Raw genomic sequence first — 23,341 nt, forward strand, 5'->3', positions numbered from 1 at the left:
AGGATGCCCGTCCGGTAGATCGTGCCCGCGGGGCTACCCCGCCGGGAGGATGCCCGTCCGGTAGATCGTGCCCGCGGGGCTACCCCGCCGGGAGGATGCCCGTCCGGTAGATCGTGCCCGCGGGGCTACCCCGCCGGGAGGATGCCCGTCCGGTAGATCGTGCCCGCGCACGCGTTGGACAGGGTCGCCTGGGCACTCGGGGCGCCCGCGTCGGCGGAGTGGGTCACCGTCACGCTGCCCGGCTGGACGCCGTCCGTGGTGCGCAGCTGCGCCGCGGTGCCGTCCACCGGGCCTCCGGCGCCCGTCTCGCCCGTGCTGCCGCCCGTGCTCCCCGTGCCGCCCGCGGCGGTGCCGTCGGAGGGGGACGGGTCCGGCGAGGGGCCGGTCGTGGGGCAGGTGTCGGAGGGGATCCAGGCGAACTTGACCTCGTAGGCCGCGGAGGGCTTCAGCAGGACCGAGGACACCTCCGCCGAGGGATCCGGCAGCCCCCCGGCCGGTCCGTCGCTGGTGTGCCCGACGACGCTGATCCGGGCCGGGTCGGCCGCGCCCGCGGCCTGGAAGCCGACCGAGCCGCCGCCGGTGACGCTGCACTCGGACTGTGAGACGTTGGCGACGCGGAAGGTGCCGTAGACCTTGCCCTCGGCGTCGGGGCCGTTGGTCGTGGCGGACGCGCCGAGCTGGGAGATCTCGCACCGCGGTACGGTGCCGCTCCCGGCGGCGTCCCCGGCCTCGGGTGCGCCCGACGCCCCGTCGGACGCGCTCTGGCCGGGCTCCTCGCCCGGCCGGGTGCTGCCGGGCTTCTCGCCCCGCTCCGTGTCCTGGGCGCCGGCGCCCGGGGGCTTGAGCGGTTCCTTCTCGCCGCCCGTCGCGCCGGGTTCGTTGCCCGCGCCGCCCTGCGTCTGCTCGCCGTGCCCGGCGTTGACCGCGTTGGTGTCGGCGGCGCCGCCCGAGTTCGCCACGTGCAGGAGGGCGGGGACCGCGGTGCCGGCCAGCAGAACCGCGGCGGCGGCGCCGACCAGCGCCTGGCGCTTGCGCGCCCGGCGGGCGGGGACCGCGCGGCGCAGGTGGTCGAGGGCTCCCTCCGCGGGCTTCAGCTCGCCGACGGCGCCCTGGAGGAGCCTGCGCAGCGCGTCCTCGTCGGCGTCGAAGCCGTTCCGCTCGTGTTCCGGTCCCGGCCCGTTGCTCACTTTTCCGTTCCTGGTCCGGTCGTCCGCAAGCCCGTCCGGCTCGCACCGCTCGGCATCGTCGTCGCCCCGGTGCCCGCTCATGCCGCGCCCGCTCATGCCGTGGCCTCCATGGCGATGCGCAGCGCCGCGATGCCGCGGGAACCGTACGCCTTGACGGAGCCGAGGGAGATGCCGAGGGTCTCGGCGACCTGCGCCTCGGTCATATCGGCGAAGTACCGCAGGACCAGCACCTCGCGCTGGCGCCGCTGGAGCCCGCGCATCGCCTTGATCAGCGCGTCCCGCTCCAGCTGGTCGTAGGCCCCCTCCTCGGCGCTCGCCATGTCGGGCATCGGCTTGGAGAGCAGCTTGAGGCCCAGGATGCGGCGCCGGAGCGCCGACCTGGAGAGGTTGACCACGGTCTGGCGGAGATAGGCGAGGGTCTTCTCCGGGTCCCGGACGCGGTTGCGCGCCGAGTGGACCCGGATGAACGCCTCCTGCACGACGTCCTCGCAGGAGGCGGTGTCGTCCAGGAGCAGCGCGGCGAGACCCAGCAGCGACCGGTAGTGGGCGCGGTAGGTCTCGGTGAGGTGATCGACAGTGGTGCCGGTGGCCATGGCGTCGTCAGCGCCCTGCCGCTGCGCGGGCACGCGCGTGGTGCCGGACGCCGGCGCAGGCGCGATCACCGGCATGCCGCCGGACGGGCGGGCTCTGCGGATCGGGCGCACCACCGCGCCACGGACCGGGACCACCCCTGCGATGTCGAGTACTTCTGCCACGCCTGTTGGACACGTTTCCCCCCGTCAGGGTTGTACGCGTACGCCACTGCTTTCGGCGAAGCACCCCAAGTCGTCATGCACACTCGATCTTCCCCACAGCCCCGTATCCCATCGCACCACCTCGAGGCGTCCGAGAAGACGCTCTCCGCCCACCCGCCGGTTGCGACAAGGAGGAAAGCGATGATCGAACACCCGGGCGCCCCAGTTCAAGTGGTTCAGACCTTCGAATCGATCACAGGGCGTTCACAGATCCTACAAAGGAGATCGGACACTCCGCGCCGGATTTCGGTGCGGCCCCGCCCTGCCGCCGACACCGTCCCCGGTCCCGGGTCCGCGCGTCAGCGCGGATCCCCGGCGATCATCTCCGCGAGCTGGGCCGCGTTCAGGGCGGCCCCCTTGCGGAGGTTGTCGCCGCAGACGAAGAGGTCGAGCGCCGTGGGATCGTCCGGGGCCCGCCGCACCCGCCCGACCCACGTCGGGTCGGTGCCCACCACGTCGGCCGGGGTCGGGAAGTCGCCGGCCCCGGGGTCGTCGTAGAGCACGACCCCCGGCGAGGTGGCCAGGATCTCGTGCGCCCGTTCCACCGTGACCTCGCCCTCGAAGACCGCGTGCACGGCGAGGGAGTGCGCGGTGAGGACCGGTACCCGCACGAAGGTCGCCGCGACCTTCAGGCCCGGGAGGCCGAGGACCTTGCGGGTCTCCGCGCGCAGCCCCAGTTCCTCGGACGACCAGCCGCCGTCCACGGGCTGCTCGCCCGGCGCGCCCGTCCACGGCACCACGTTCAGTGCGAGGGGTGCCGGGAACGGCCCGGGGGCGTCACCCACCGCCCGCCGTACATCGCCCGGCCCCGTCCCCAGCTCGGTACCGGCGACGAGGGAGAGCTGCGCCCGCAGTTCCGCCGCCGCCTCCCGTCCGGCGCCGCTGGCGGCCTGGTACGAGGAGACGACCAGTTCGCGCAGGCCGAACTCGGCGTGCAGCGCGCCCAGGGCCGGGAGCAGGGTGAGGGTCGTGTCGTGCGGGCTCGCGACGATGCCCCGGGGCCTGGTCCGCACGGAGTGCGGATTGACCTCGGGGACGACGAGCGGCACCTCGGGGTCGGCGCGGAAGGCCGGGGAGCTGTCCACGACCACCGCGCCCCGGGCGACGGCGACGGGCGCCCACCGCGCGGACACCTCGCCCGGCACCAGGAACAGCGCCACGTCGATGCCGTCGAAGGCGTCCTCGGTGAGCGGGACGACCTCGCACTCCTCCCCGCGCACGGTCAGCTTGCGGCCGGCCGGGCGCGGGGAGGCGAGGAGCCGGATCTCGCCCCAGACGTCGGCCCGCTGCGAGAGGATCCGGAGCAGCACGGCACCGGCGGCGCCGGTCGCCCCGACGACCGCCAGTGCTGGTCCGTGGATCATCGCCCCGCGCCCGGGCGCGGGCGGGTCATCGCCCGGTGCCGCCGTAGACGACCGCCTCGTCGGAGTCGGAGTCCAGGCCGAAGGCCGTGTGGACGGCGCGGACGGCCTCGTTGACGTCGTCGGCGCGGGTGACCACCGAGATGCGGATCTCGGAGGTCGAGATCAGTTCGATGTTCACGCCCGCGTCGGAGAGCGCCTCGAAGAAGGAGGCGGTGACGCCCGGGTTGGTCTTCATACCCGCGCCGACCAGGGAGATCTTGCCGATCTGGTCGTCGTAGCGCAGCGAGTCGAAGCCGATGGCGGCCTTCTGCTTCTCCAGCGCGGCCATCGCCTTGGCACCGTCCGTCTTGGGCAGCGTGAAGGAGATGTCGGTCAGGGCGGTGGTGGCCGCCGAGACGTTCTGCACGACCATGTCGATGTTGATCTCGGCGTCGGCGATCGCGCGGAAGATGGCCGCGGCCTCGCCCGGCTTGTCGGGCACACCGACGACGGTGACCTTGGCCTCGGAGACGTCGTGGGCGACTCCGGAGATGATGGCGTGCTCCACCTTCTGATCCCCTCGCGGTTCGTTGCTGACCCAGGTCCCCTGAAGCCCCGAGAACGAGGACCGGACGTGGATCGGGATGTTGTAGCGGCGTGCGTACTCGACGCACCGGTGCAGCAGCACCTTGGAGCCCGAGGCGGCGAGCTCCAGCATGTCCTCGGAGGAGATCCAGTCGATCTTCTTCGCCTTCTTCACGACCCGGGGGTCGGCGGTGAAGACGCCGTCGACGTCGGTGTAGATCTCGCAGACCTCGGCGTCCAGCGCTGCGGCGAGCGCGACGGCGGTGGTGTCCGAGCCTCCGCGGCCGAGGGTGGTGATGTCCTTCTTGTCCTGGGACACACCCTGGAAGCCGGCGACGATGGCGATGTTGCCCTCGTCGAGCGCGGTGCGGATGCGGCCCGGCGTCACATCGATGATGCGCGCCTTGTTGTGGACCGAGTCGGTGATCACGCCTGCCTGGCTGCCGGTGAACGACTGGGCCTCGTGGCCCAGGTTTTTGATCGCCATGGCCAGCAGGGCCATGGAGATCCGCTCTCCGGCGGTCAGCAGCATGTCGAATTCGCGCCCGGCAGGGATCGGGGATACCTGCCCGGCGAGATCGATCAGCTCGTCCGTCGTGTCGCCCATCGCCGAGACCACGACGACCACCTGGTGGCCGTTCTTCTTGGCATCGACGATTCGCTTGGCGACACGCTTGATGCCTTCGGCATCGGCGACGGAGGAGCCTCCGTACTTCTGCACGACAAGGCCCACGTGCGCTCCTCGCTCGGTCTTCTGCAGCCTTCGCTGCGGTCGGCTCAGTCTATCGAGCAGCCGGGGATCACCCTCCTCGTGCCACATGATGAGATGTCCCGCTCATCACACGACCGAGGCGATCATGGTGGATCAGGGTGGAACCCGGAGCTGCCCGCAGGGGGCGACTGCCCAGGCCGATGCGGGGTACGCGGGAATGTGTGCCATGTCACGCGTCGGAGCGCGGGGCTGGAGCGCGCGTGCGCGTTCAGCCGCGCGCTCCAGGAGCGGTCGGGGCACCCGGCCGCGCGCTCCCGGTGAGCCGGCGCACCCGGCCGGGAAGGCCCCGGTGCGCCCGCGCTACGGGCCGCTGAGGCCCTCAGTGCCCCCGGCGGAGCCCCAGGGGCGCCGCGATCTCCTCGACCATGACCTTGCCGGCCTCCTCCGCGAGGATCTCGTCGGTCAGGTCCTCGTCCGTGTCCAGGCCGTCGAGCGCCGCCAGCGGCTGGTCCAGGCGGACGTGCGCGACGAGGGACTGGAGGGCGCGCAGGGCCGCCGAGGCGGTGGGGCCCCAGTTGGAGAAGTACGAGAACTGCCACCACCACAGGGCCTCGGTGACGCGGCCGGCCCGGTAGTGCGCCAGCCCGTGCCGCAGGTCGCTGACGATGGTGGCCAGACTGTCGGAGATCCGCGAGGGCACCGGTGCCTTGCGCGGCTCATAGGGGTCGAAGACCTCCGAGAAGACGTCGACCGGGTCGAGCAGGACGGCGAACCGCTCGCGCAGTTCGTCCACGTCCATGTCCGGTCCGGTGTCCGGCTCGTAGCGCTCCTCGGGGACGATGTCCTCGTGCGCGCCGAGGCGTCCGCCGGTCAGCAGCAGCTGGGAGACCTCCAGCAGCAGGAACGGCACGGCGCTGTCCGGCTCGTCGCCCTTCGCGACCTCGGCGGTCGCGACGATGAACGACTCGATCGAGTCGGCGATCTGGACCGCGAAGTCGTCCGGGTCCTGGTCCACGGCGTGCAGCATGGCGTCAGACATCGAGCAGTCGTCTCCCCTCGAAGGCACGCCCGAGCGTGACCTCGTCGGCGTATTCCAAGTCTCCCCCCACCGGGAGTCCGCTGGCCAGCCGCGTGACCTTGAGTCCCATCGGCTTCACCATGCGTGCGAGGTACGTGGCGGTCGCCTCGCCCTCGAGATTGGGGTCCGTGGCCAGGATCAGCTCGGTGACCGTGCCGTCGGCGAGACGCGCCAGCAGCTCACGGATGCGCAGGTCGTCGGGGCCGACGCCCTCGATGGGGCTGATCGCCCCGCCCAGGACGTGGTACCGGCCCCGGAACTCCCGCGTCCGCTCGATCGCGACGACGTCCTTGGGCTCCTCCACGACACAGATGACGGCCGGGTCGCGGCGGGGGTCACGGCAGATCGCGCACTGCTCCTGCTGGGCGACGTTGCCGCACACCGCGCAGAAGCGGACCTTGTCCTTGACCTCCAGCAGCGCGTGCGCGAGACGCCGGACGTCGGTGGGCTCGGCCTGCAGGATGTGGAAGGCGATCCGCTGCGCGCTCTTGGGACCGACGCCGGGCAGCCTGCCCAGTTCGTCGATGAGGTCCTGAACCACGCCTTCGTACAACGGAACGCCTTTCCCTGCGTGCGTGCTGCTTACGGTAGTTGGTGAACGTGGCGCGCAGAAGACGCCCGGGCGGCCGGAAGGGAGCGGACCGTACGGGGCGCCCCCGGCCGGACGGCCCGCCCACGGGTCACAGCGGCCCGCACCTGGGCCGGCGCGCACCGCGCACGGGTCAAAAGACGCGCACCGCGCACGGGTCAGAAGGGCAGACCGGGCATGCCGCCGAGGCCCTGCGTGAGCGGGCCGAGCTTGTCCTGCTGAAGCTGCTGCGCGTTCTCGTTCGCGGCATGGACGGCGGCGACCACCAGGTCCGCGAGGGTCTCGGTGTCCTCCGGGTCCACGGCCTCGGGGTCGATGACCAGGCCCCGCAGCTCACCGGAGCCGTTGACCACGGCCTTCACCAGACCGCCGCCCGCCTGGCCCTCGACCTCGGTCCGCGCCAGCTCCTCCTGGGCCCGGGCCAGGTCCTGCTGCATCTTCTGCGCCTGCTGGAGCAACTGCTGCATATTGGGCTGCCCACCACCGGGAATCACGGGTCACTCCTGTCCGTACGGATGTCGCTTCGGTACGGCCGAGCCTACGTGGTGGCCGCGGGCGGTGCCCCACCCGCCGGTGAGGAAGTCCCCCCCGGCCCCCGCCGGGCCGCCGGGGAACTCTTTCGGGTGAGAGGGACCGGTCGCGACCAGCCTCCTTTACCTGACCACACCCCTCGTGCGGGCGGAAATACGGGGATCGGCGGGCCCGGGCCCACCATTCGGCGGTATGAAGGGGGCCAGCACGTGGGCGGGGGCACCAGAACGCACGCGCGCACCGTACGTCACACGGTGTAACGTCAGCAGCTTTTGAGCACCTTTTTTCGAGTTCTCGAGCACCGTGTCAGCCAAGCCGCAGCGGTAAGAGGTAGAGGAGCGCGCCGGTGAGCCAGCCGGAGATGCAGCCCGGGGGGCCTGCACGGGAGGAGGGCGGCAAGGAGCCGCTGGGTGACCTGACCGGGCGGGCGTTCCCGCTCGGCGACTGGGGCGAGCCCGCGGTCCGCCTGGACGAGCTCTACCGCTGGGTGGAGGCGGACGCGCTGCGCACGGCCGACTGGTACCTGTCGGACCGGACCCGCAAGCGCCGCTGGGCGCGGCTGCTGCGCCTGGGCACGGCCCTGGGCGTGGTGGGCGGTGCGGCGCTGCCGCTGCTGGACCTCGCGGGAATCCTGGGGTCGGGGGCGCCCTGGGGGTATCTGTCGCTGCTGCTGGCCGCCGCGTGTATGGCGTGCGACCGGTACTTCGGGCTCACCGCCGGATGGATGCGGGGCGTCGCGACCGCGCAGGCGGTGCAACGGCGGCTCCAGGTGCTCCAGTTCGACTGGGCCTCGGAGAGCGTCAAGGAGGTCCTCGGCCCGGCCGAGGGCACCGCGAGCGAGGCCGCCGAACGCTGTCTGGGGGTGCTGCGCCGCTTCTCGGAGGACGTCTCCGACCTGGTGCGCACGGAGACCTCGGACTGGATGCACGACTTCCGGGTGCCGGGGCCGTCGCCGCTGTCGCTCTCCCCGCTGCCCGCGCGCGGGCAGGAGGCGGGTCCGGCGGGACCGGCGCCGGGCGTCATCCAGGGCCGGTTCCCGCTGCCGCCGGGTACCCGCCCGAACATGCCCCGCCAGCGCCCGCCGGAGCCGCCGCGCTGAGGGGCGCGACGGCTCCGGGGCGGGGCGGCTCCGGGGCGGGGCGGGGACGGCCCACCGGAGCGGGACGCGACGACCGGGGCCGGCACCCGGCTGCGGGACCGGGGGTGGGCCCGCGCCCGGGGCCCGGCCCGGGATGGGGCCAGGGCGTGGGGCCGGGTCAGCCCAGGCCGAGGACGGCCGCGGCCCGGTCCGCCATCGCCGCCTCCCCGGCCGCGTTCGGGTGGACGGGGACGATGTTCGTCCCGAAGAGCAGCGGCTCGACCCAGCGGGTGCCCGCCGGAGCGCAGGCGTCGCGGCCCTGGGAGGCCGCGGCCATGTCGACGAAGGTGACGCCGGTCTCGTCCGCCGCGCGCTCCACGGCCGCGTTCAGGTCCCGCTGCATGGCCCGCAGATAGGGGATGTCCCCCTTGGCGACGGGCATCTTGAAGAAGCAGCCGGGGACGGCCTTCTCGGGGACGATCCACGGGTAGCCGAGGATCGCGACCTCCGCGTTCGGCGACGCGGCCCGGATGCGGTCGAGCGCGGTCCTGATGGCCGGATAGGTCTTGTTCCGGATGTCGTTGGAGAACTTCGCCCCGTGGGTGTCCTTGCAGGGGCTGCCCTGGCCGGCGGTGAGGACGCCGAGGCCCCCGCAGGCGACGATGGCGCTGATGAAGGTGTTGTTGTCGTTGCCGCCGATGGTCAGGGTCACCAGGTCGGTGCCGGCGCTCAGGGCGTTGTACTGCGGTGGGACACCCGGGTACTGGGCGGTCGCGAAGTGCTCGGTCTTCGCACCGCCGCAGGTGACGTCGGTCAGCTCCGCGCCGGTGCGGGCGGCCAGCAGCCTGGGGTAGTTGCGCGTGGTGCGGGCGCAGAGCAGGGAGGCGGACGGGTCGAGGGGGAGGACGCCGGACCCCGCGCTGTAGCTGTCGCCGAGGGCGACGTACTCCAGCGGTTCGGGGGTGGTGGCGGCATGGGCGGGGGCGGCGGTCAGTCCGGTGACGGCCGCGGCGGCGGCGACACAGGCGGACAGGGCCCGGCGGGGGATGCGGAACGGCATGGGGGGGCGCTCCTTCGGGGCAGGTGAGGCGGCTCGTGCGGGGCAGGTGGTGCGGCTCCGGGCATGGTGGAGCGCCCGGTGCACCGGCCTGCGGAGCCACGGCCTGTACTCCGGGGCGCGTTCACCCGTTCGGTGCGGGAAGCGTAAGCGCGTGCCCCGGCGGCGGCTTCTGTGACGGGACCCCAACTCCCGCCGCCGATTTCGTGAATCGTCACCAACGCGGGACCGCCGTCCTGTGCTTGCGCCCCGCCCCGCCGGGGAGGCCGCCGCCCCCTCGGCGGGGCCGGCCCGCCGCGTCAGCTGAAGATGATCATCGAGCCCTGGCCCAGGCTCCGGGTGGCCGCCGCGTGCAGCCCCAGCCACACGTACCGCTCACGGGCGAACGGGCTGTCGTCGTACGGCATCGGGCCCGCGGGTTCCTCCAGGGCGGTGGGCCGCTCCGGCGGGGCGGGCGCGGCCGGGGGGTTGGCCGGGTCGATGCCGATGACCGGGGCCACGTACTCGAGTTCGCGCAGCAGGCCCTGGGTGGAGCCGAGCGGGCCGCCGCCCTCCAGGAGTTCGTCGTTGAACAGGGGCGCGGGGAAGTCCACGGGGACATAGGCACCCGCGTGGTCGTAGTGCCAGACCAGGTGCGACTGCTGGGCCGTCGACTCGAACATCTCCAGCAACTGCTCGTAGTCGCCCCCCAGTTCGTCCACCGGGGTGACCGCCAGGCCGCACAACTGGAGGAGGTAGGCGCGCCGCAGGAAGTGGAGCGCGTCGTAGTCGAACCCGGCGACCGGCGCGACGTCGCCCGAGAGGCCCGGCATATAGGCGAACACCGGCACGGTCGGCAGACCGGCTCCGGTCAGGGCCTGGTCGTAGGAGGCGATCTCCTCGGCGAACGGGTTGTCGGGGCTGTGGCACAGCACGTCGACAAGGGGGACCAGCCACAGGTCACAGGCCAAGGGAGGACTCGCTCTCAGCAGTTCGGGAGGGTGTGCTCGACGGGCTCGTGGACGGACCCGACAGCGTAGTCGGGGGTGGTCGTACGGCGTAGAGGGCGGGTGCCGGGGCTCCTGTACGGGCTGCGGACGGGCGGGCGGCGGCGGTCAGCGCGTGCCCCCGGCCGCCCCCACGTCCCATACCCATACCCCGGCGACGCGCTCTCCCGGCCGGCCGAGCAGCTTGGTGACCGTCTCGTAGAGCGGCGCCTCGTTGTACTGCGGGGGCAGCACGACGACGCCCGCCCGCCAGGCCCGCAGGTCCGCCTCGGCCTGCGCCTGCCACTGGGGGCCGATCTCGGGCACCTGTCCGGTGTCGCGGACCTCGCCGAGGAGGTGGGAGGTGTGGCGCGGGGTCGCGCCGTAGATGCCGATCCGGTCCGGTCCCCAGGGGCCGTTGAAGTAGCCGCCCGCGACCGGGAAGCCGAAGCCGGTGGACGACTGCCAGTACAGGGCCTCCGCGCTGCCCGGGTCGGGCAGCGGCACGGTCACGATCGACTCCCCCTCGCCCAGGTAGGAGCGGTACGCGCCGTGCGCGATGAAGCCGGGGACCTCGGCCCGCTCACGCACCGGGTACGGCGTCGGCAGCACCGGTACCAGAGCGGCGGCCAGCGCGGCGAAGCCGACGGCCCGGTACGTCCGGACCCGGGCGACGGCCAGCCGGTCGGCGGCGAGGGCGAGGAGCATCCCGAGGACCGGGGCGCAGATCATGGCCGTCCGGGACTCGATGACCGACTCGAACAGCGGCTGGTGGGCGAGGAGCCGCCACGGCCCGGTGAGGACGAGGTCCGTGTACGGGACGCGGAACTCGACCCCGAGGGAGAGGAGCGCGGCCGCCACCGCGGTCGCGGCGAGCGCCTTGACCAGCGCGAGCCGCCAGAGCCGGATCACGACGGCGACGGCGAGGGCCACGAGCGGCCAGCCGTAGAAGGCGTTCTGCTCGGTCCGGTTCATCGCGAGCGGATCGGCGCCGGCGTCGGTCCCGGCGAGCGAGCGTCCGGCGAACTGGAGGAAGGCGAGCGGGCTGTTGCCGGTGTTGTCCCCGTGCATCACGCTCGCGTAGCTCTGCGGGCCGAAGAACTGCCAGCCCAGCGGGAACGACACCAGCGGCAGGCAGACCAGCAGCGCGATCCCGAGCCCGCGCAGCAGCGGCCGCCACGCGCGCCGGGCGACCTCGGGCCGCACCGCCGCGTACGCGAGGGCGAACAGCAGCATGCCGACGGCGGCGAGCAGCAGCGGCTCCTCGCCCAGGAAGACCTGGTACGCGGCGAACAGGCCGAGGAGCACGCCGTCCCGCACACTGCTCCCGTCCGGGACCCGGGTCCCCGGTGCCTTCCCGGCCGGGGCCGCCCCGCCCGCCGGGGCCGCCCCGCCCGCCGGGGCCGCCTCGGCCCCGCCACGGCTCCCGCCCGCGCCACTGCTCCCGCCTCCGCCACGGACCGCGCCGTCGACCAGCCGCAGGGCCCGGTCGACGATCAGCGGCAGCATGAACAGGACGAGGAAGTTGGGGTGCGCGTTGCCGTGCGAGATCATCGGCGGCGCGAAGGCGGCGAAGGCCGCGCCGAGGGCGGCGGCCCACCGGTGGCGGACCAGCCGGCGGGCGATCAGCCAGTACCAGGCGGTCGCGGTCGCCGTGAGCCCCAGGGTGAGGACGAGGGCCCAGGTGACCGTCGGGCCGAACAGCAGGGTGACCGGGGTGAGCGGCACGGAGAGACCGAGCATGACCGTGTTGGCCATCAGGTTCACGCCCTCCGGATGGCCCTGGAGGGTGGTGAAGAGCGGGTTGCGCAGATGGGCGACGTTGTCGGCGGTGACCGCGAAGAACCACTCCCACTGGTTCTGGTCCTGGCCCGCGTCCCGCAGATAGCCGCCGGACAGGTCGGCCCACAGACCCTTGTAGAGCAGGACCGACGCCAGCAGGAAGAGCCCGGTGACCGCGAGGTCGGTGCGGCGCACGGCACGGGCCCGCAGACGCAGCAGCTCCAGCAGCACCCGGCCGTAGTCAGCGGGCCGCACCTTGGAGCCGGGGACGTGCGACCAGCGCACCGGCACCTCGGTCACCGGCCACCCCCGGGTCCGGAAGAAGCGCAGGATCTCGACGTCGATGCCCCAGCCGGTCAGCCGGGAGTCGGCGAACGCGGCGCGCGCCTTCTCGCCGTCGAAGAGCTTGAAGCCGCACTGCGTGTCCCGGATGCCGGGCACCGCGACCAGGCGTATCAGGCGGTTCCCCGCACGGCCCAGCCACTCGCGCAGCCTGCGCTGATGGACCTCGATCCGGGCGCCGGGCCGGGCACGGGAGCCCACGGCGGCCTCGGCGCCAGTGCGGGTGAGCGCCTCGTCGAGGCGGTCCAGCTCCTCGACGGGGGTCGCGAGGTCGGCGTCGGTGAACAGCACCCGGCGGCCGTACGAGGCGAGCACCCCGAGGCGCAGGGCGTGGCCCTTGCCCCGGTTGGGGCCGCCGGAGAGCACCTGGATGCGCGGGTCCTCGGCGGACGCCTTCTCGGCGACCTCGGCGGTGCCGTCGGTGGAGCCGTCGTCGACGACGATCAGCTCCCAGCTGCCCCAGCGCTCCGGATCCGAGCAGAGGTGCGCGCGGATCGCGTCCAGCGTCGGCCCGAGCCTGCTCTCCTCGTTGTACGCGGGGACGACGACGGTCAGATCCACGCTCACCCCCGCACCGGCCCCTCGCCGGCCGGGTCCGGCCCGGCATCCGCGTCCAGGTGGTCCGCCCAGGCCAGGGCCTGGGCGTCGTAGGACTGGATCTCGGAGCGCATGCCCTCGGCGTCGCCCCTGGTCACGGCGTCCACGATCCGCTCGTGGCCGTCCCAGAGCCAGGCGGGGGCGGCGGGGTCGGCGCGCAGGTGGGGGACGGCGAAGACCCAGGTCTGCACCCGGAGGCGGTGCAGGAAGTCGGCGATGCAGGCGTTGTCGAGGGCGGCGCCCAGCTCCCGCCAGAACCGCAGGTCGTAGCCGATCAGGATGTCCAGGTCACCGGCGCGGGCGGCCCGGGCGGCCTCCTCGGCCCGGCGGCGCACGGCCATCAGCGTGGGGACGTCGAAAGAGACCCGCACGTACTCCCCGCCGCGCAGGACGCCGTCCAGGACCAGGGCGCGGGCCCGGACCATGGTGCGGAAGTCACCGACGGAGAAACGATGCACCCGGAAACCGCGGTGCTGGTCGGAGTCGAGCAGCCCCTGCGCGGACAGGTCGACCAGGGCCTCGCGGACGGGCGTCGCCGAGACGCCGTACTGGTCCGCGATCTCCCGCACGGTGAACTCCTGCCCGGGCGCGAGGCGGCCCGCGAGCACCTCGTCGCGCAGCGCGTCGGCTATCTGCTGCCGCAGGGTGCTGCGGGTGACGGCGGTGCCGCCGGTGCCGTTGCCGGGCATCGTGGCGTTCTCCTTCTGCTTCGGTCCCGGACACGATAGGCCAGGGCCGGTGGACGAGGTCCGGTCCACAGGGTCCGGATGAGAGGGGAGAGCCGGAAGTGACGGATGTGTTCGAGCCCGCGAGCGGGGACGGGCCGCTCCCGGAGGGGGCGGTACGCCCGGCTCCGGCGGCCGTGGGCAAGACCCCGGCGGGGGGCGGCCCGGCCGGGGAGACCGCGCAGGCCCAGGCCGGGGACGCGGCCAAGGTCACAGCGGCGGCCCGGGCGCGGGCCGCCGAGGTGGCGGCCGCCTTCGAGGGGCTGCTGCGGATCCGCCGGGTCACGGCGGACCCGGCCGCGCCCGCCCCGGAGGCCCGGCCGGCCTCCTGGGAGCTGCACCGGCCGGTGCGGGCCCTGGCGCTCGCGCTGGAGGCGGCGGGGCTCCCGCCGTCCGCGACCGCCCCGGACGGCTCCCGTACGGCGACGGGCTACCGCGTGGCGGAGGGCGAGCGGCCGGGCACCGCGCGCATCGAGTGGCTGGGTCCGGCGGGCGGCGGGGCCGCCCAGGACGAGGAGGCCCGCCTCAAGGAGTGCGCCCGGGTCCTGAACCGCCTCGGCTGGGAGGCGCTCCTGTACCGCGGGCCGCGCCGGCGGCGGTACCTGGAGGTGGAGCCGGGGGCGTGAACGCCCGTGGGGCGGGGCGCCCGCGCGCCCCGCCCCACGGGTCCGGCCGGACCGCCGCCCGGAACCCGGATCAGTACAGACCCGAGTACTGGGTCCAGCCCGAGCTGCCGATCGTGACCTTGGCGTTCCACGTGCCCCGGCCGTTGGCGTCGTAGCGGTGCAGCGCGCCGTTGCTGGTGCGCGCGAGCAGGTCCGCGCGGCCGTCGCCGTTCAGGTCGCCGGCGATCAGCAGGCGGTCGAACTGGCGCCAGGCGGAGGTGCCGATCTCCCGCTTGGGCTTGAACGGCTTGGACGCGACACCCGTGCCCTCGTAGAGGTACATGCGGCCGTCGCCGCCCCGCGCGACCACGTCGGCACGGCCGTCACCCGTGGTGTCACCGCCGCCGAGGATGGCGTTGAACTGCTGCCAGCCGCCGGTGACCCGCACCCGGCTGCCGAAGGCCGTGCCCGAGCCGTTGCCCGGGAACACCCACAGCACACCGGACTTGTCGCGGCCCAGCAGGTCGCCCTTGCCGTCGCCGGTCAGGTCGCCCGGGCCGGCCAGCAGGTTGTAACCGCTCCAGCTGCCACTGAACTTCTTCACCGAGCCCGACTTGTGGCTCAGGTTGTAGAGCGCGCCGTTGTAGACCTCCAGCAGCGTCGTCCGGCCCGTGTCGTCGAGCGAGGAGACGGGCGTGAGCTTGGCGCCCTTCCACGCCCCGGCCGCGCCGATCTGCTGACGCGCCGACAGCTTGCCGTTGTTGAGGTCCCAGTAGTAGAAGAGCGTGCCCTTGGGCTGGAGCGCGAAGACGGTGTCCCGTCCCCACGAGGCCATGTTGCCCGCGTTCGCGAACTGGTTGACCGTGTGCCAGCCGGAGCCGAGCTTCACCCGCGCACGGAAGGAGCCGGTGCCGGTGGAGCTGAGCAGGTAGAGGTCGCCGCCGACCGTGCGGGCGAACAGGTCGCCGTTGCCGTCCTCGTCGAGGTCGTCGATGCTGACCAGCGAGTTGTACTGGTTCCAGCCGGAGCCGACCTTGACCTTGCCCTTGAAGGGCCGGGAAGCCACCCCGGTGCCGCTGTAGAAGTACAGGTCGCCGGCGGTGGTGCGGGCGAACAGGTCCGCGATGCCGTCGTTGTTGACGTCGTTCATGCCGACGAGCTGGTCGAACTGCTGCCAGCCGCCGCCGATGAGCTGCTTGTCCCCGATGAAGGGACGGGAGGAGTTCTTCGCGCCCCGGTAGAGGAAGAGCTGGCCCGCGTGGTTGCGGGCGAGGATGTCCCCGACGCCGTCGCCGGTCAGGTCACCAGGCGAGAAGACCTTGTTGAACTGCTGCCAGCCGGTGCCCGAGTAGAAGCCGTAGGCGCTGTCGGTGTAGCTGTCGTACGCCGTGAGACGGCCCGCGGCGGTCAGAGTGAAGTGCGCGGGCCCGCCGTCGCGCATCCCGGAGACCGAGAAGACGTCCTTGTGGACCTCTCCGGAGGAGGCCGTGGAGCTGTAGAACGGGTACTCGTAGGTGTCCGAGCCCGTGGACACGTAGAACGAGCCGTCCAGGTCCTGGAAGATCAGGTCGGAGAGGCCGTCGCCGTCGACGTCGCTGCGGGGCAGCGCGAGCGGGGCGCCTTCGTCCTGGGCACTGAAGCCGCCGCGGGGCGCGGCCGGGGCGCGGTCCAGCTTCAGACCGGGGGTCTTCGCCTCGGGGGCCTTCGGTTCGACGACGACCGGGCCGGGCCCGCCCGGGGTGGCGGCCTGGGCGGTGGGCGCGGCGAGGAGCATGCCGGCGGCCACGGCCAGGGCGGTGCAGGCGGCGACACGCACGCGGCGCCGCCGGTTTCTGTGCGAGCTGGCCGCGGCGCGGCCGGACTCGATGGAAGTCACGGTCCCCCCTCGAAGGGTGTTGCCTGCGCCGGCGGGTCCGCGGCGCAGCGCGGTGGCGCGCGCTCGTCGGGTGTCCGGAGGAGATCCGGAGCGCCGGGCAGAGTAGTGGCACCCGGATAGACCTCCGGGGCGGGACGAGGGATGTACGGGATCCCGATCTTTCTTCACAGGTTTTCCACGCGGCAGCGGCCGGCGGTACGCGGAGGGGACAACGACCGGGGCGGCACCCTCACGGAGTACCGCCCCGGCTCGACCGTCACCCGGCCCCGGCCTTGCCGTCGCACGGCCCGGGCCCCCGCCGTCGCACGTCCCGGGCGCCCGCCGCCATCCGGCACGGGCCCGGAACCGCGCTGCGCGCGGGCCGGTTACGCCGTCGCGCCACCGCCCCGGGCGGTGTGCTCGTCCGCGACCGACAGCGCCGCGTCCAGGATCGCGATGCCCTCCTTGACCTCCGCCTCCGTGACGTTGCAGGCCGGAACGACGTGGGTGCGGTTCATGTTGACGAAGGGCCAGAGACCGCCCTCGCGGCACGCGGCGGCGAACGCGGCCATCGGCGCGTTCGCCTCGCCCGTCGCGTTGTACGGGACCAGCGGCTCACGGGTCTCCCGGTCGCGGACCAGGTCGAGGGCCCAGAACATGCCCAGACCGCGCACCTCGCCCACCGAGGGGTGGCGGGCGGCGAGTTCGCGCAGCGCGGGGGCCACCACCGTCTCACCGAGGTGGGCCGCGTTCTCGACGACCTTCTCCTCGGCCATGACCCGGATGGTGGCGACGGCCGCCGCGCAGGCCAGCGGGTGCCCGGAGTAGGTGAGGCCGCCCGGGTAGGGGCGGCGGTCGAAGGTGGCGGCGATCCGCTCGGAGATCGCGACGCCGCCGAGGGGCACATAGCCCGAGTTGACGCCCTTGGCGAAGGTCATCAGGTCCGGCACCACACCGAAGTGCTCGGCGGCGAACCACCGGCCCGTACGGCCGAAGCCCGCCATGACCTCGTCGAGGACGAAGACCATGCCGTACCGGTCGCAGATCTCGCGGACGCCGGCGAGGTAGCCCGGCGGCGGGGTCATGATGCCCGCGGTGCCCGGCACGGTCTCCAGCACGATCGCGGCGATCGTCCCCGGCCCTTCGAAGGCGATCGTGTCCTCCAGGTGCGCGAGGGCGCGGGCGCACTCCTCCTCCTCGGTCGCCGAGTAGAACGGCGAGCGGTAGAGGAACGGACCCCAGAAGTGCACGACACCGGCCGAGGCGGTGTCGCTCGCCCAGCGGCGCGGGTCACCGGTGATGTTGATCGCGGTGGCGGTGCCGCCGTGGTACGAGCGGTACGCGGAGAGGATCTTGGGGCGGCCGGTGTGCAGGCGGGCCATCCGCACGGCGTGCTCGACCGCCTCGGCGCCGCCGTTGGTGAAGAAGATCTTGTCGAGATCGCCGGGGGTCCGCTCCGCGATCAGCCGGGCCGCCTCGGAACGGGCCTCGACGGCGAAGGCGGGGGCGAAGGTCGCGAGCCGGCCCGCCTGCTCCTGGATCGCCGCGACGACCTTCGGGTGCTGGTACCCGATGTTGGTGTAGACGAGGCCGCTGGTGAAGTCGAGGTAGCGGTTCCCGTCGTAGTCCCAGAAGTGCGCCCCCTCGGCGCCGGCGACGGCGAGCGGGTCGATCAGGCCCTGGGCGGACCAGGAGTGGAACACGTGCGCGCGGTCCGCCGCCTTGACGGCGGCACCGGCCTGCGGATCGGCATGAGGGGTCATGCGGGCCAGGGTAAGGAAGGGGCCCGGGGACCGGTATGGCCACCCTGTCGGGGGGTGGGCCGCATATCTGGGCAGGGTGTCGGCCACCGCGGAGCCGGATGGCGGCCACCGCGGAGCCGGATGGCGGCCGCCGCGGTGCCGCGTGGCGGTCGTCGCGGTGCCGGATGGCGGCCGTGGCGGTCGTCGCGGTGCCGGATGGCGGCCGTGGCGGAGCCGCGTGCCGGTCGTCGCGAAGCCGGGTGCCGGCGGTGTCCGGCCCCCACCCATTGACAGCATGCTGACGTAATGACAGCCTGCTGTCATCGGCTCGACGCGACGAGCCGGTACCGAGGGCCGACCCCGAGGAGAGCGCCATGACCGGCAGCAGCGCCCACGGCAGTACCGTCCACCTGGCCGTCTACGACACCTTCGCCGACTGGGAGACCGGCCACACCACGGCGCATCTCACGCAGAACGGATTCACCGTGCGCACGGTCGGCCTCACCACCGACCCGGTCACCACCATGGGCGGGCTCCGCGTCCGCCCCGACCTCGCCCTGGCGGACCTGTCCCCCGCCGACAGCTCCCTGCTGATCCTCACGGGCGCGGCCCTGTGGGACACGGGCGACACACTCGCGCCGTTCGCCGCCGCCGCGCGTACCTTCCTGGCGGCGGGCGTCCCGGTCGCGGCGATCTGCGGGGCGACGGCCGGACTCGCCCGCGAGGGCCTGCTCGACGACCGCGCGCACACCAGCGCGGTCTCCTTCTACCTCGCGGCCACCGGCTACGGGGGCGGCGAGCGCTATGTGGAGGCCGACGCGGTCACGGACGGCGACCTGATCACCGCCGGGCCGACCGAGCCCGTCGCCCTGGCCCGGGAGGTCTTCGCGCGGCTGGGCGTCTACGAGGGCGAGAAGCTGGACGCGTGGTACCGCCTGTTCCACGACTCCGACCCGTCAGCGTACGAGGTCCTGTCCGCGTGAACGAGCACCGCACCACCGGCACGGACGGCGCCGCGCACCCGGCCGGTACCACGGCCGGACCGGGCGCGTCCCCCGCCGGGGCGGCCCCGGCGGGGGACGCGCCCGACCCGCGGGAGCTGCTGACCCGCACCGCCCTCGGGGTCTTCCGGCTGAACGGCCGGTTCCTCTCCGTCTCGGACGGGCTCGCCCGCGCGGGCGGTCTCACCGCCGCCCGCTGGCAGGTCCTCGGCGCGGTGCTCCGGGCCCCCCAGTCCGTCGCCGGCATCGCCCGTGCCATGGGGATCACCCGCCAGAGCGTGCAGCGCGTCGCGGACGTCCTGGTCGGGCAGGGCCTCGCCGAGTACCGGGAGAACCCCGCCCACCGCCGCGCCAAGCTCCTGCACGCCACCGAGCACGGCCGGGCGGCGGTCCGCAGCATCGACCCGGGCCACGCGGCCCTGGCCGGCCGCCTGTCGGCCGCCCTCGGCCCGGCCGCCTTCGCCGAGACCGCGGAGGTCCTGGAGCGCCTGGCCCGGGCGATGGAGGAGATCGAGGCGGAGGGGCCGCCGGGCGACCCGTCGGACGGCTCGCCGGACGGCCCCTCCGCCGGGGTCACTTGAGGTAGACCAGGCCGTCCGTGGTGATCGTCGGCCGCCCCGAGGTGCCCGCCACGACGATCTTCACCGTGTGCTTGGCGCTGGTGGACCAGGACTTGGTCCAGATCGCGTCCCGGTACCTGGTCGTCGCGGACTTGAGGTCGACCGTGGTGGCCTTCACGCCGTCCACGTAGATGTGGACCTGTCCGGAGGTCGCCGCGCGGGAGACCACCCAGGAGACCGACCGGCCGGTGAAGGTCCAGCTCAGGCTGGCGTTCCTGGCCGAGCTGGAGAGGGATTTGCCGCCCAGGTAGCTGCCGGAGGAACGGCTCGTCCACGCGCCGCCGCGGGTGGCGGAGGTCTCCTGGAGGATCACCGGCGTACCGGCGACGGAGGCCGAGGCGGTGTTCCCGGCCCGGTCGTGGGCGGTCAGCTTCCAGGTGGTGGCCACCGCGGGCTTGGCGGAGTGCGCGGCGCTGAGCACGGTCGGCCCGTAGGTCCGGGCCGGGGCCGCCAGCCGGACCTCCTTGAGCGAACCGCTGTCGGCCGCCTTCCAGCTCAGGGTCACGGGGACGGCCCCGGCCTCGACCGTGCCGGTGCGCAGGGCGAGGGCGGGCTTGCCGGGGAAGGTGGGCGCGGTCGTCTCGGCCACCACGGTGAGGGGAGCCGTGGTCGCCGTCCTGCCGGACTGGTGGACCGCGCGGACCGCGAGCTGGTGGCTGCCCGCCGTGAGGGTCGCCTTCGCGGACAGCACGTTCGGGGCGGTGGTCGCGGCGACCTTGCCGCCGACCAGCAGCTCGTACCGCTTCACCAGCGAACTCGGCGTCTTCACCGACCAGTTCACGGTGACGGCGGAACGCGTCCAGTAGGTGGACCCGGCCGCCTGTGCGTCCGTCACGGAGGTGATCGCCAGCCCCGACACGGGCCCGCCGGCCAGGGAGCGCAGAGCGCCGAGCTGTTGGTAGAAGGCGTTGCCGGGGCACTGCGTGTTGTAGCCGTCCCGGTGCCCGTGGATCGTGGGCAGCGTCAGCTTCGCCCCGCTCGCCCAGGTCTTGCCCGCGTAGCTGCGGCCGGCGGCGCCCGCCACCAGCGTCGTGGTGCCGGCCGGGTCCACGCCGTACTGGCCGAGCTTCCACGCGGCGACGCGCGCCACCGCGGTCATCGCCGCCTGCGCCGGAGCGGTGTCCGTGTAGGTGCCGAGGACGGAGATCCCGGTCGTCTCGGCGTTGAAGCCGTAGGCGTGCGCGCCCATCACCGGCCGGTCCACACCGCCCTTGCGGCCCTCGTACACCGTGCCGCACTTGTCGACCAGGAAGTTGTAGCCGATGTCCTTCCAGCCCAACTGCCGTACGTGGTACGCGTAGATGCCGCGCACCACGGCCGGGGCCTGGGCGCAGGTGTAGCTGTTCGACTCGGCGGTGTGGTGGACCACGACCGCCTTGACCCTCTCCCCGGGCAGATAGCCGGGGGCCTCCGGGCTGATCGACTCGTCCGCGCCCCAGCCCGCACGGCTGGTGATCGCCGGCTTCGGCACGGTGGACGGCGGGGCCGGCGGCACGCTGACCGTCGGCGAGGGCACGGGCGTGGACACCGAGGGGGACGGCGTCGGGGACGGCGGGGGCGACGGCGAGGCGGGCACGCTCGGCGAGGCGGCCGGCGCGGACTCGGTGGGTGACGGCTCCGCCGGCCCGGAGGGGTCACCCGGCCCGGGCGACGGGTCCGGGGAAACGGGGTCGGAGGGCGTCGGCTCCGGGTCCGAGGGCGACGGGCTCGCGCTCTCGTCGCCGTCCGAGGCGAACGCGGCGGGGGCCATACCGCCCCGGCCCGGGTCGATCATGTCCAGGCGCAGGCCGTCCGGCAGGCCGGCGGTCGCGCCGCCCCCGGAGCGGACCCGCACCTCGACACCGTCCGACGGGCCCACCCAGGCGGGCTCGGTGCCGCCGCGCGCGGCTCCGCTCTCGCCCGGGCCGCTGTCCGCCTCCAGCCGCAGCCACGGCGACCACTCACCGGAGGCGACCGCACGGGTCCGGGCCTCGACCGTGCCCGTGACCCGGGCCTCCGGGTCGGTCCAGGTGACGCCGATCATGCTGAACGGTTCGGTGCCGGACCGCGCCAGCAAGGCGCTGCGCCCCTGGTCGGCCGTCTTCAGCGGCCGGGTGTGCGCTTCCGCGCGCACCGGTCCCGGCCGTCCGTCCTCCGCCACGGGCCGGCCTCCGCCGTCCCCCGCCGCCTGCACGACCAGCACCCCGGTCACGCACGTGACGGCGACGGCCGCCGTCACCCAGATACGACGCCGCTTCACGCAGCCCCACCCCTTGTGTCGTGTCGGGACCGGTCCCGTCCGCCCGACGCGGCACAGCCCTCCCAGGCCCCTCACCCGAGAAAGTACACCGGCCGCTCGCACGTCCCCCGCATGCGCATCCCCCCGGAAGCGCATACGGGGGCGAGTTGGGGGTATGCGTACCTGATTGCGGCGAGCGAAGCAGACCGGCGACGAGGAGTCGCCCCGCTTCAGCCCCGGGAACGGGCGGTGGCCCCGCTTCAGCCCCGGGAACGGGCGGTGGCCCCGCTTCAGCCCCAGGTGGCGGACTGCATGCTCCGGAAGTCCCGTCGCTCCTGCGCCGCGCCGATCCGGCGGGCGGCCACCAGGACCACCAGACTGACGCCGATGACGCCCAGCCCGAGGCCGGGATCGTCGAACTCCACGATGCTGGTGACCCGGCGGGCGTCCCCGGGCGGCGCGGCCGCCCCCGGTACCGCCCCGGCGCCCGCACTCACGCCCGTCGCCGGGGCCGTGCCGGTGCCGTTCCCGGTGCCCCCGCCCGCGGCCGCCCCGTCGCCCGCTGCGCCCGCGGCCGCGCCGGCCGCCTCGCCCGTTGCGCCGTCCGCTGCTCCGGTGCCTTCGCCCGCCCCGGTGCCGTCCGGCCCGGCAGCCGGGGTGACGCCCGCGAGGCGGACGCCCAGGTCCTCCAGGGCGGAGGTGACCGGCTGGAAGTAGGTGGTGCCGCCGGTGTCGCAGTCGCCGTCGCCGCCCGAGGTCAGCCCGATCGCCAGCCCCTCGGAGAACAACGGGCCCCCGCTGTCGCCCGGTTCGGCGCAGACCGTGGTCTCGATGAGCCCGGTGACCGTGCCCTCGGGGTAGTTGACGGTCGCGTTCACGGCGGTCACCCGGCCGGTGCGGAAGCCGGTGGTGCTGCCGCTGCGGAAGACCTGCGCCCCCACCGTCGCGTCCGCCGTGCCGACGATACGGACCCCGCGCCCCTGGCCGATGGCGACCACGTTGGTGAGGTCGGCCGACGCCTCGCTGCCGTACCGCACCAGGGAGTAGTCGGTGCCCGGGAAGGCGGACGCGGTGGTCGTGCCGAGCAGCCCCTCCGACTGGCCGCCGCCGCCCCGGAACCACGCCGTGCCCTGCGGCCCGCAGTGACCGGCGGTGAGGATGAACGCGTCCTGCCCGTCGGTCACGTTGAACCCGGCGGAGCAGCGGCGCTGGTCGCCGGCGATCGAGGAGGCGCCGCTGACCCGGGTGGTGAAGGAGCCCGTGGTGCGCTCCATCCGGACGACGTCGCCGATGCTCTCGGCGAGTCCGGTCATCCGGGACCAGTCGCCGGAGGAGACGGTGCGGTCGGCCCGGACCCGGACCTCGTTGGACGCGTAGTCCACCGCCCACGCGGTCCCGGGCACCCGGGGCGCGGTCCGCAGCGACTCGGTGGCCTCGCGCAGCCGGTCCGCGCTGTGCCGGACGAGCCGCGGCTCCGCCCCGGCCTCGCGCACCTCGTCCGCCGCGTCCCGGTCGGTGACGGCGACGACGGTCCGCCCGTCGGCGGCGGTCCAGCTGCCCGCCGTGCGGGCGGTGCCCAGCCGGTCGACCAGGGCGGTGACGGGTGCGGCCCGCCGCGTCCCGTCCCCCGGGCCGGGGTCGGCGGCGAAGGCGCCGGTGGTGATCAGGCCGCCGCAGACGAGCCCGCCGGCGGCCGCCAGACGCACCAGGCGCCGCAGGTTCCGTCGTGCGTGCTTCATGCGCGGCCCCAAGGTCCTCGTCGTGCGGGTGCGGCCCCGGCCGGGTCCGGCCCGGTCCGCTCCGGTGCGTTGTCGTCCCTCTCGTCGTTCCATACGCGCCCGGGGGCCGGGGCGTTCAGCCTCCCGCGGCCGGACCGCCCCCGAGCGCCCCGCACCCGGCGGGCGCACCCACCACAGCCCCCGGCCCCCTGTGCGA

Annotated in this window: 19 protein-coding genes; 4 read left to right on the forward strand and 15 right to left on the reverse strand. The window is 74.1% G+C overall.

Annotation, left to right across the window (positions count from 1 at the left end):
* Positions 1-125: 125 nt before the first annotated feature.
* The 7 genes from C593_RS0103250 to C593_RS0103280 all read right to left on the reverse strand — a co-directional run bounded on the left by C593_RS0103250 (position 126) and on the right by C593_RS0103280 (position 6,782).
* A complete protein-coding gene (locus C593_RS0103250) occupies positions 126-1,283 on the reverse strand; it encodes a hypothetical protein (RefSeq protein ID WP_158686794.1) in 1,158 nt (385 codons plus the stop codon).
* Complete coding sequence (locus C593_RS0103255) at positions 1,280-1,942, reverse strand: SigE family RNA polymerase sigma factor (RefSeq protein ID WP_078521151.1); 663 nt, start codon at positions 1,940-1,942, stop codon at positions 1,280-1,282. The genes C593_RS0103250 and C593_RS0103255 overlap by 4 nt, the downstream gene beginning before the upstream one ends.
* A gap of 338 nt (positions 1,943-2,280) precedes the next feature.
* Positions 2,281-3,345: an aspartate-semialdehyde dehydrogenase gene (locus tag C593_RS0103260; protein ID WP_018845880.1), complete on the reverse strand. Its 1,065-nt coding sequence runs from the start codon at positions 3,343-3,345 to the stop codon at positions 2,281-2,283.
* Positions 3,346-3,370: 25 nt separating this feature from the next.
* Positions 3,371-4,642 (reverse strand): aspartate kinase, encoded by a 1,272-nt coding sequence (locus C593_RS0103265; RefSeq protein WP_018845881.1) that lies wholly within the window; start codon positions 4,640-4,642, stop codon positions 3,371-3,373.
* 358 nt (positions 4,643-5,000) lie between these two features.
* A complete protein-coding gene (locus C593_RS0103270) occupies positions 5,001-5,660 on the reverse strand; it encodes a DUF5063 domain-containing protein (protein WP_026277304.1) in 660 nt (219 codons plus the stop codon).
* The gene (recR, locus tag C593_RS0103275) at positions 5,653-6,252 is read right to left on the reverse strand and encodes a recombination mediator RecR (protein ID WP_018845883.1); all 600 of its coding nucleotides are present in this window, start codon (positions 6,250-6,252) and stop codon (positions 5,653-5,655) included. Before recR ends, C593_RS0103270 begins: the two co-directional genes overlap by 8 nt.
* A 194-nt stretch (positions 6,253-6,446) precedes the next feature.
* Positions 6,447-6,782 carry a YbaB/EbfC family nucleoid-associated protein gene (locus tag C593_RS0103280; RefSeq protein WP_078521153.1) on the reverse strand — a complete coding sequence of 112 codons (336 nt, stop codon included), beginning with the start codon at positions 6,780-6,782 and terminating at the stop codon, positions 6,447-6,449.
* Between the two features lie 383 nt (positions 6,783-7,165).
* On the opposite strand from C593_RS0103280, the gene C593_RS0103285 reads away from it, so the two are divergent.
* Positions 7,166-7,918, forward strand: coding sequence for an SLATT domain-containing protein (locus C593_RS0103285; protein WP_018845885.1), 753 nt, complete (start codon positions 7,166-7,168; stop codon positions 7,916-7,918).
* A 157-nt stretch (positions 7,919-8,075) separates the two neighbouring features.
* On the opposite strand, the gene C593_RS0103290 is transcribed toward C593_RS0103285, so the two are convergent.
* The 4 genes from C593_RS0103290 to C593_RS0103305 form a co-directional block, all read right to left on the reverse strand.
* The gene (locus C593_RS0103290) at positions 8,076-8,957 is read right to left on the reverse strand and encodes an SGNH/GDSL hydrolase family protein (protein WP_018845886.1); all 882 of its coding nucleotides are present in this window, start codon (positions 8,955-8,957) and stop codon (positions 8,076-8,078) included.
* A gap of 296 nt (positions 8,958-9,253) precedes the next feature.
* A complete protein-coding gene (locus C593_RS0103295) occupies positions 9,254-9,904 on the reverse strand; it encodes a hypothetical protein (RefSeq protein WP_018845887.1) in 651 nt (216 codons plus the stop codon).
* A gap of 144 nt (positions 9,905-10,048) precedes the next feature.
* Entirely contained in the window at positions 10,049-12,610 is a 2,562-nt protein-coding gene (locus C593_RS33560) for a dolichyl-phosphate beta-glucosyltransferase (RefSeq protein WP_018845888.1), read from the reverse strand.
* Positions 12,607-13,329 (reverse strand): GntR family transcriptional regulator, encoded by a 723-nt coding sequence (locus C593_RS0103305; RefSeq protein ID WP_018845889.1) that lies wholly within the window; start codon positions 13,327-13,329, stop codon positions 12,607-12,609. Before C593_RS0103305 ends, C593_RS33560 begins: the two co-directional genes overlap by 4 nt.
* Before the next feature lie 107 nt (positions 13,330-13,436).
* Here C593_RS0103305 and C593_RS0103310 point away from each other — a divergent pair, with 107 nt between their 5' ends.
* Positions 13,437-13,991: a hypothetical protein gene (locus tag C593_RS0103310; RefSeq protein ID WP_018845890.1), complete on the forward strand. Its 555-nt coding sequence runs from the start codon at positions 13,437-13,439 to the stop codon at positions 13,989-13,991.
* 70 nt (positions 13,992-14,061) lie between these two features.
* Here the strand turns inward: C593_RS0103310 and C593_RS0103315 are convergent, their stop codons facing one another.
* Together C593_RS0103315 and C593_RS0103320 are read right to left on the reverse strand one after the other, a co-directional pair.
* Positions 14,062-15,846, reverse strand: coding sequence for an FG-GAP-like repeat-containing protein (locus C593_RS0103315; protein ID WP_018845891.1), 1,785 nt, complete (start codon positions 15,844-15,846; stop codon positions 14,062-14,064).
* 365 nt (positions 15,847-16,211) lie between these two features.
* Positions 16,212-17,588, reverse strand: a complete 1,377-nt coding sequence (locus tag C593_RS0103320; RefSeq protein WP_018845892.1) for an aspartate aminotransferase family protein — start codon at positions 17,586-17,588, stop codon at positions 16,212-16,214.
* 353 nt (positions 17,589-17,941) lie between these two features.
* Here C593_RS0103320 and C593_RS0103325 point away from each other — a divergent pair, with 353 nt between their 5' ends.
* Together C593_RS0103325 and C593_RS0103330 are read left to right on the forward strand one after the other, a co-directional pair.
* Positions 17,942-18,550 carry a DJ-1/PfpI family protein gene (locus C593_RS0103325; protein WP_018845893.1) on the forward strand — a complete coding sequence of 203 codons (609 nt, stop codon included), beginning with the start codon at positions 17,942-17,944 and terminating at the stop codon, positions 18,548-18,550.
* A complete protein-coding gene (locus tag C593_RS0103330; protein ID WP_018845894.1) occupies positions 18,547-19,149 on the forward strand; it encodes a MarR family winged helix-turn-helix transcriptional regulator in 603 nt (200 codons plus the stop codon). Before C593_RS0103325 ends, C593_RS0103330 begins: the two co-directional genes overlap by 4 nt.
* Here the strand turns inward: C593_RS0103330 and C593_RS0103335 are convergent.
* Positions 19,142-21,406: an N-acetylmuramoyl-L-alanine amidase gene (locus C593_RS0103335; protein ID WP_018845895.1), complete on the reverse strand. Its 2,265-nt coding sequence runs from the start codon at positions 21,404-21,406 to the stop codon at positions 19,142-19,144. The two genes, C593_RS0103330 and C593_RS0103335, sit on opposite strands and share 8 nt — an antisense overlap.
* Before the next feature lie 290 nt (positions 21,407-21,696).
* Positions 21,697-23,145 carry a trypsin-like serine protease gene (locus C593_RS0103340; protein ID WP_018845896.1) on the reverse strand — a complete coding sequence of 483 codons (1,449 nt, stop codon included), beginning with the start codon at positions 23,143-23,145 and terminating at the stop codon, positions 21,697-21,699.
* Positions 23,146-23,341 lie beyond the last annotated feature (196 nt).

It is taken from the genome of Streptomyces sp. CNT372, assembly GCF_000377145.1.

What these genes read in the sequence shown, in the direction of transcription:
- C593_RS0103250 (WP_158686794.1), bottom strand. Translation starts at nt 1,283, where the DNA reads ATGAGCGGGCGCGGCATGAGCGGGCACCGGGGCGACGACGATGCCGAG.
- C593_RS0103260 (WP_018845880.1), bottom strand. Translation starts at nt 3,345, where the DNA reads ATGATCCACGGACCAGCACTGGCGGTCGTCGGGGCGACCGGCGCCGCC.
- C593_RS0103270 (WP_026277304.1), bottom strand. Translation starts at nt 5,660, where the DNA reads ATGTCTGACGCCATGCTGCACGCCGTGGACCAGGACCCGGACGACTTC.
- C593_RS0103290 (WP_018845886.1), bottom strand. Translation starts at nt 8,957, where the DNA reads ATGCCGTTCCGCATCCCCCGCCGGGCCCTGTCCGCCTGTGTCGCCGCC.
- C593_RS0103305 (WP_018845889.1), bottom strand. Translation starts at nt 13,329, where the DNA reads ATGCCCGGCAACGGCACCGGCGGCACCGCCGTCACCCGCAGCACCCTG.
- C593_RS0103320 (WP_018845892.1), bottom strand. Translation starts at nt 17,588, where the DNA reads ATGACCCCTCATGCCGATCCGCAGGCCGGTGCCGCCGTCAAGGCGGCG.
- C593_RS0103325 (WP_018845893.1), top strand. Translation starts at nt 17,942, where the DNA reads ATGACCGGCAGCAGCGCCCACGGCAGTACCGTCCACCTGGCCGTCTAC.
- C593_RS0103340 (WP_018845896.1), bottom strand. Translation starts at nt 23,145, where the DNA reads ATGAAGCACGCACGACGGAACCTGCGGCGCCTGGTGCGTCTGGCGGCC.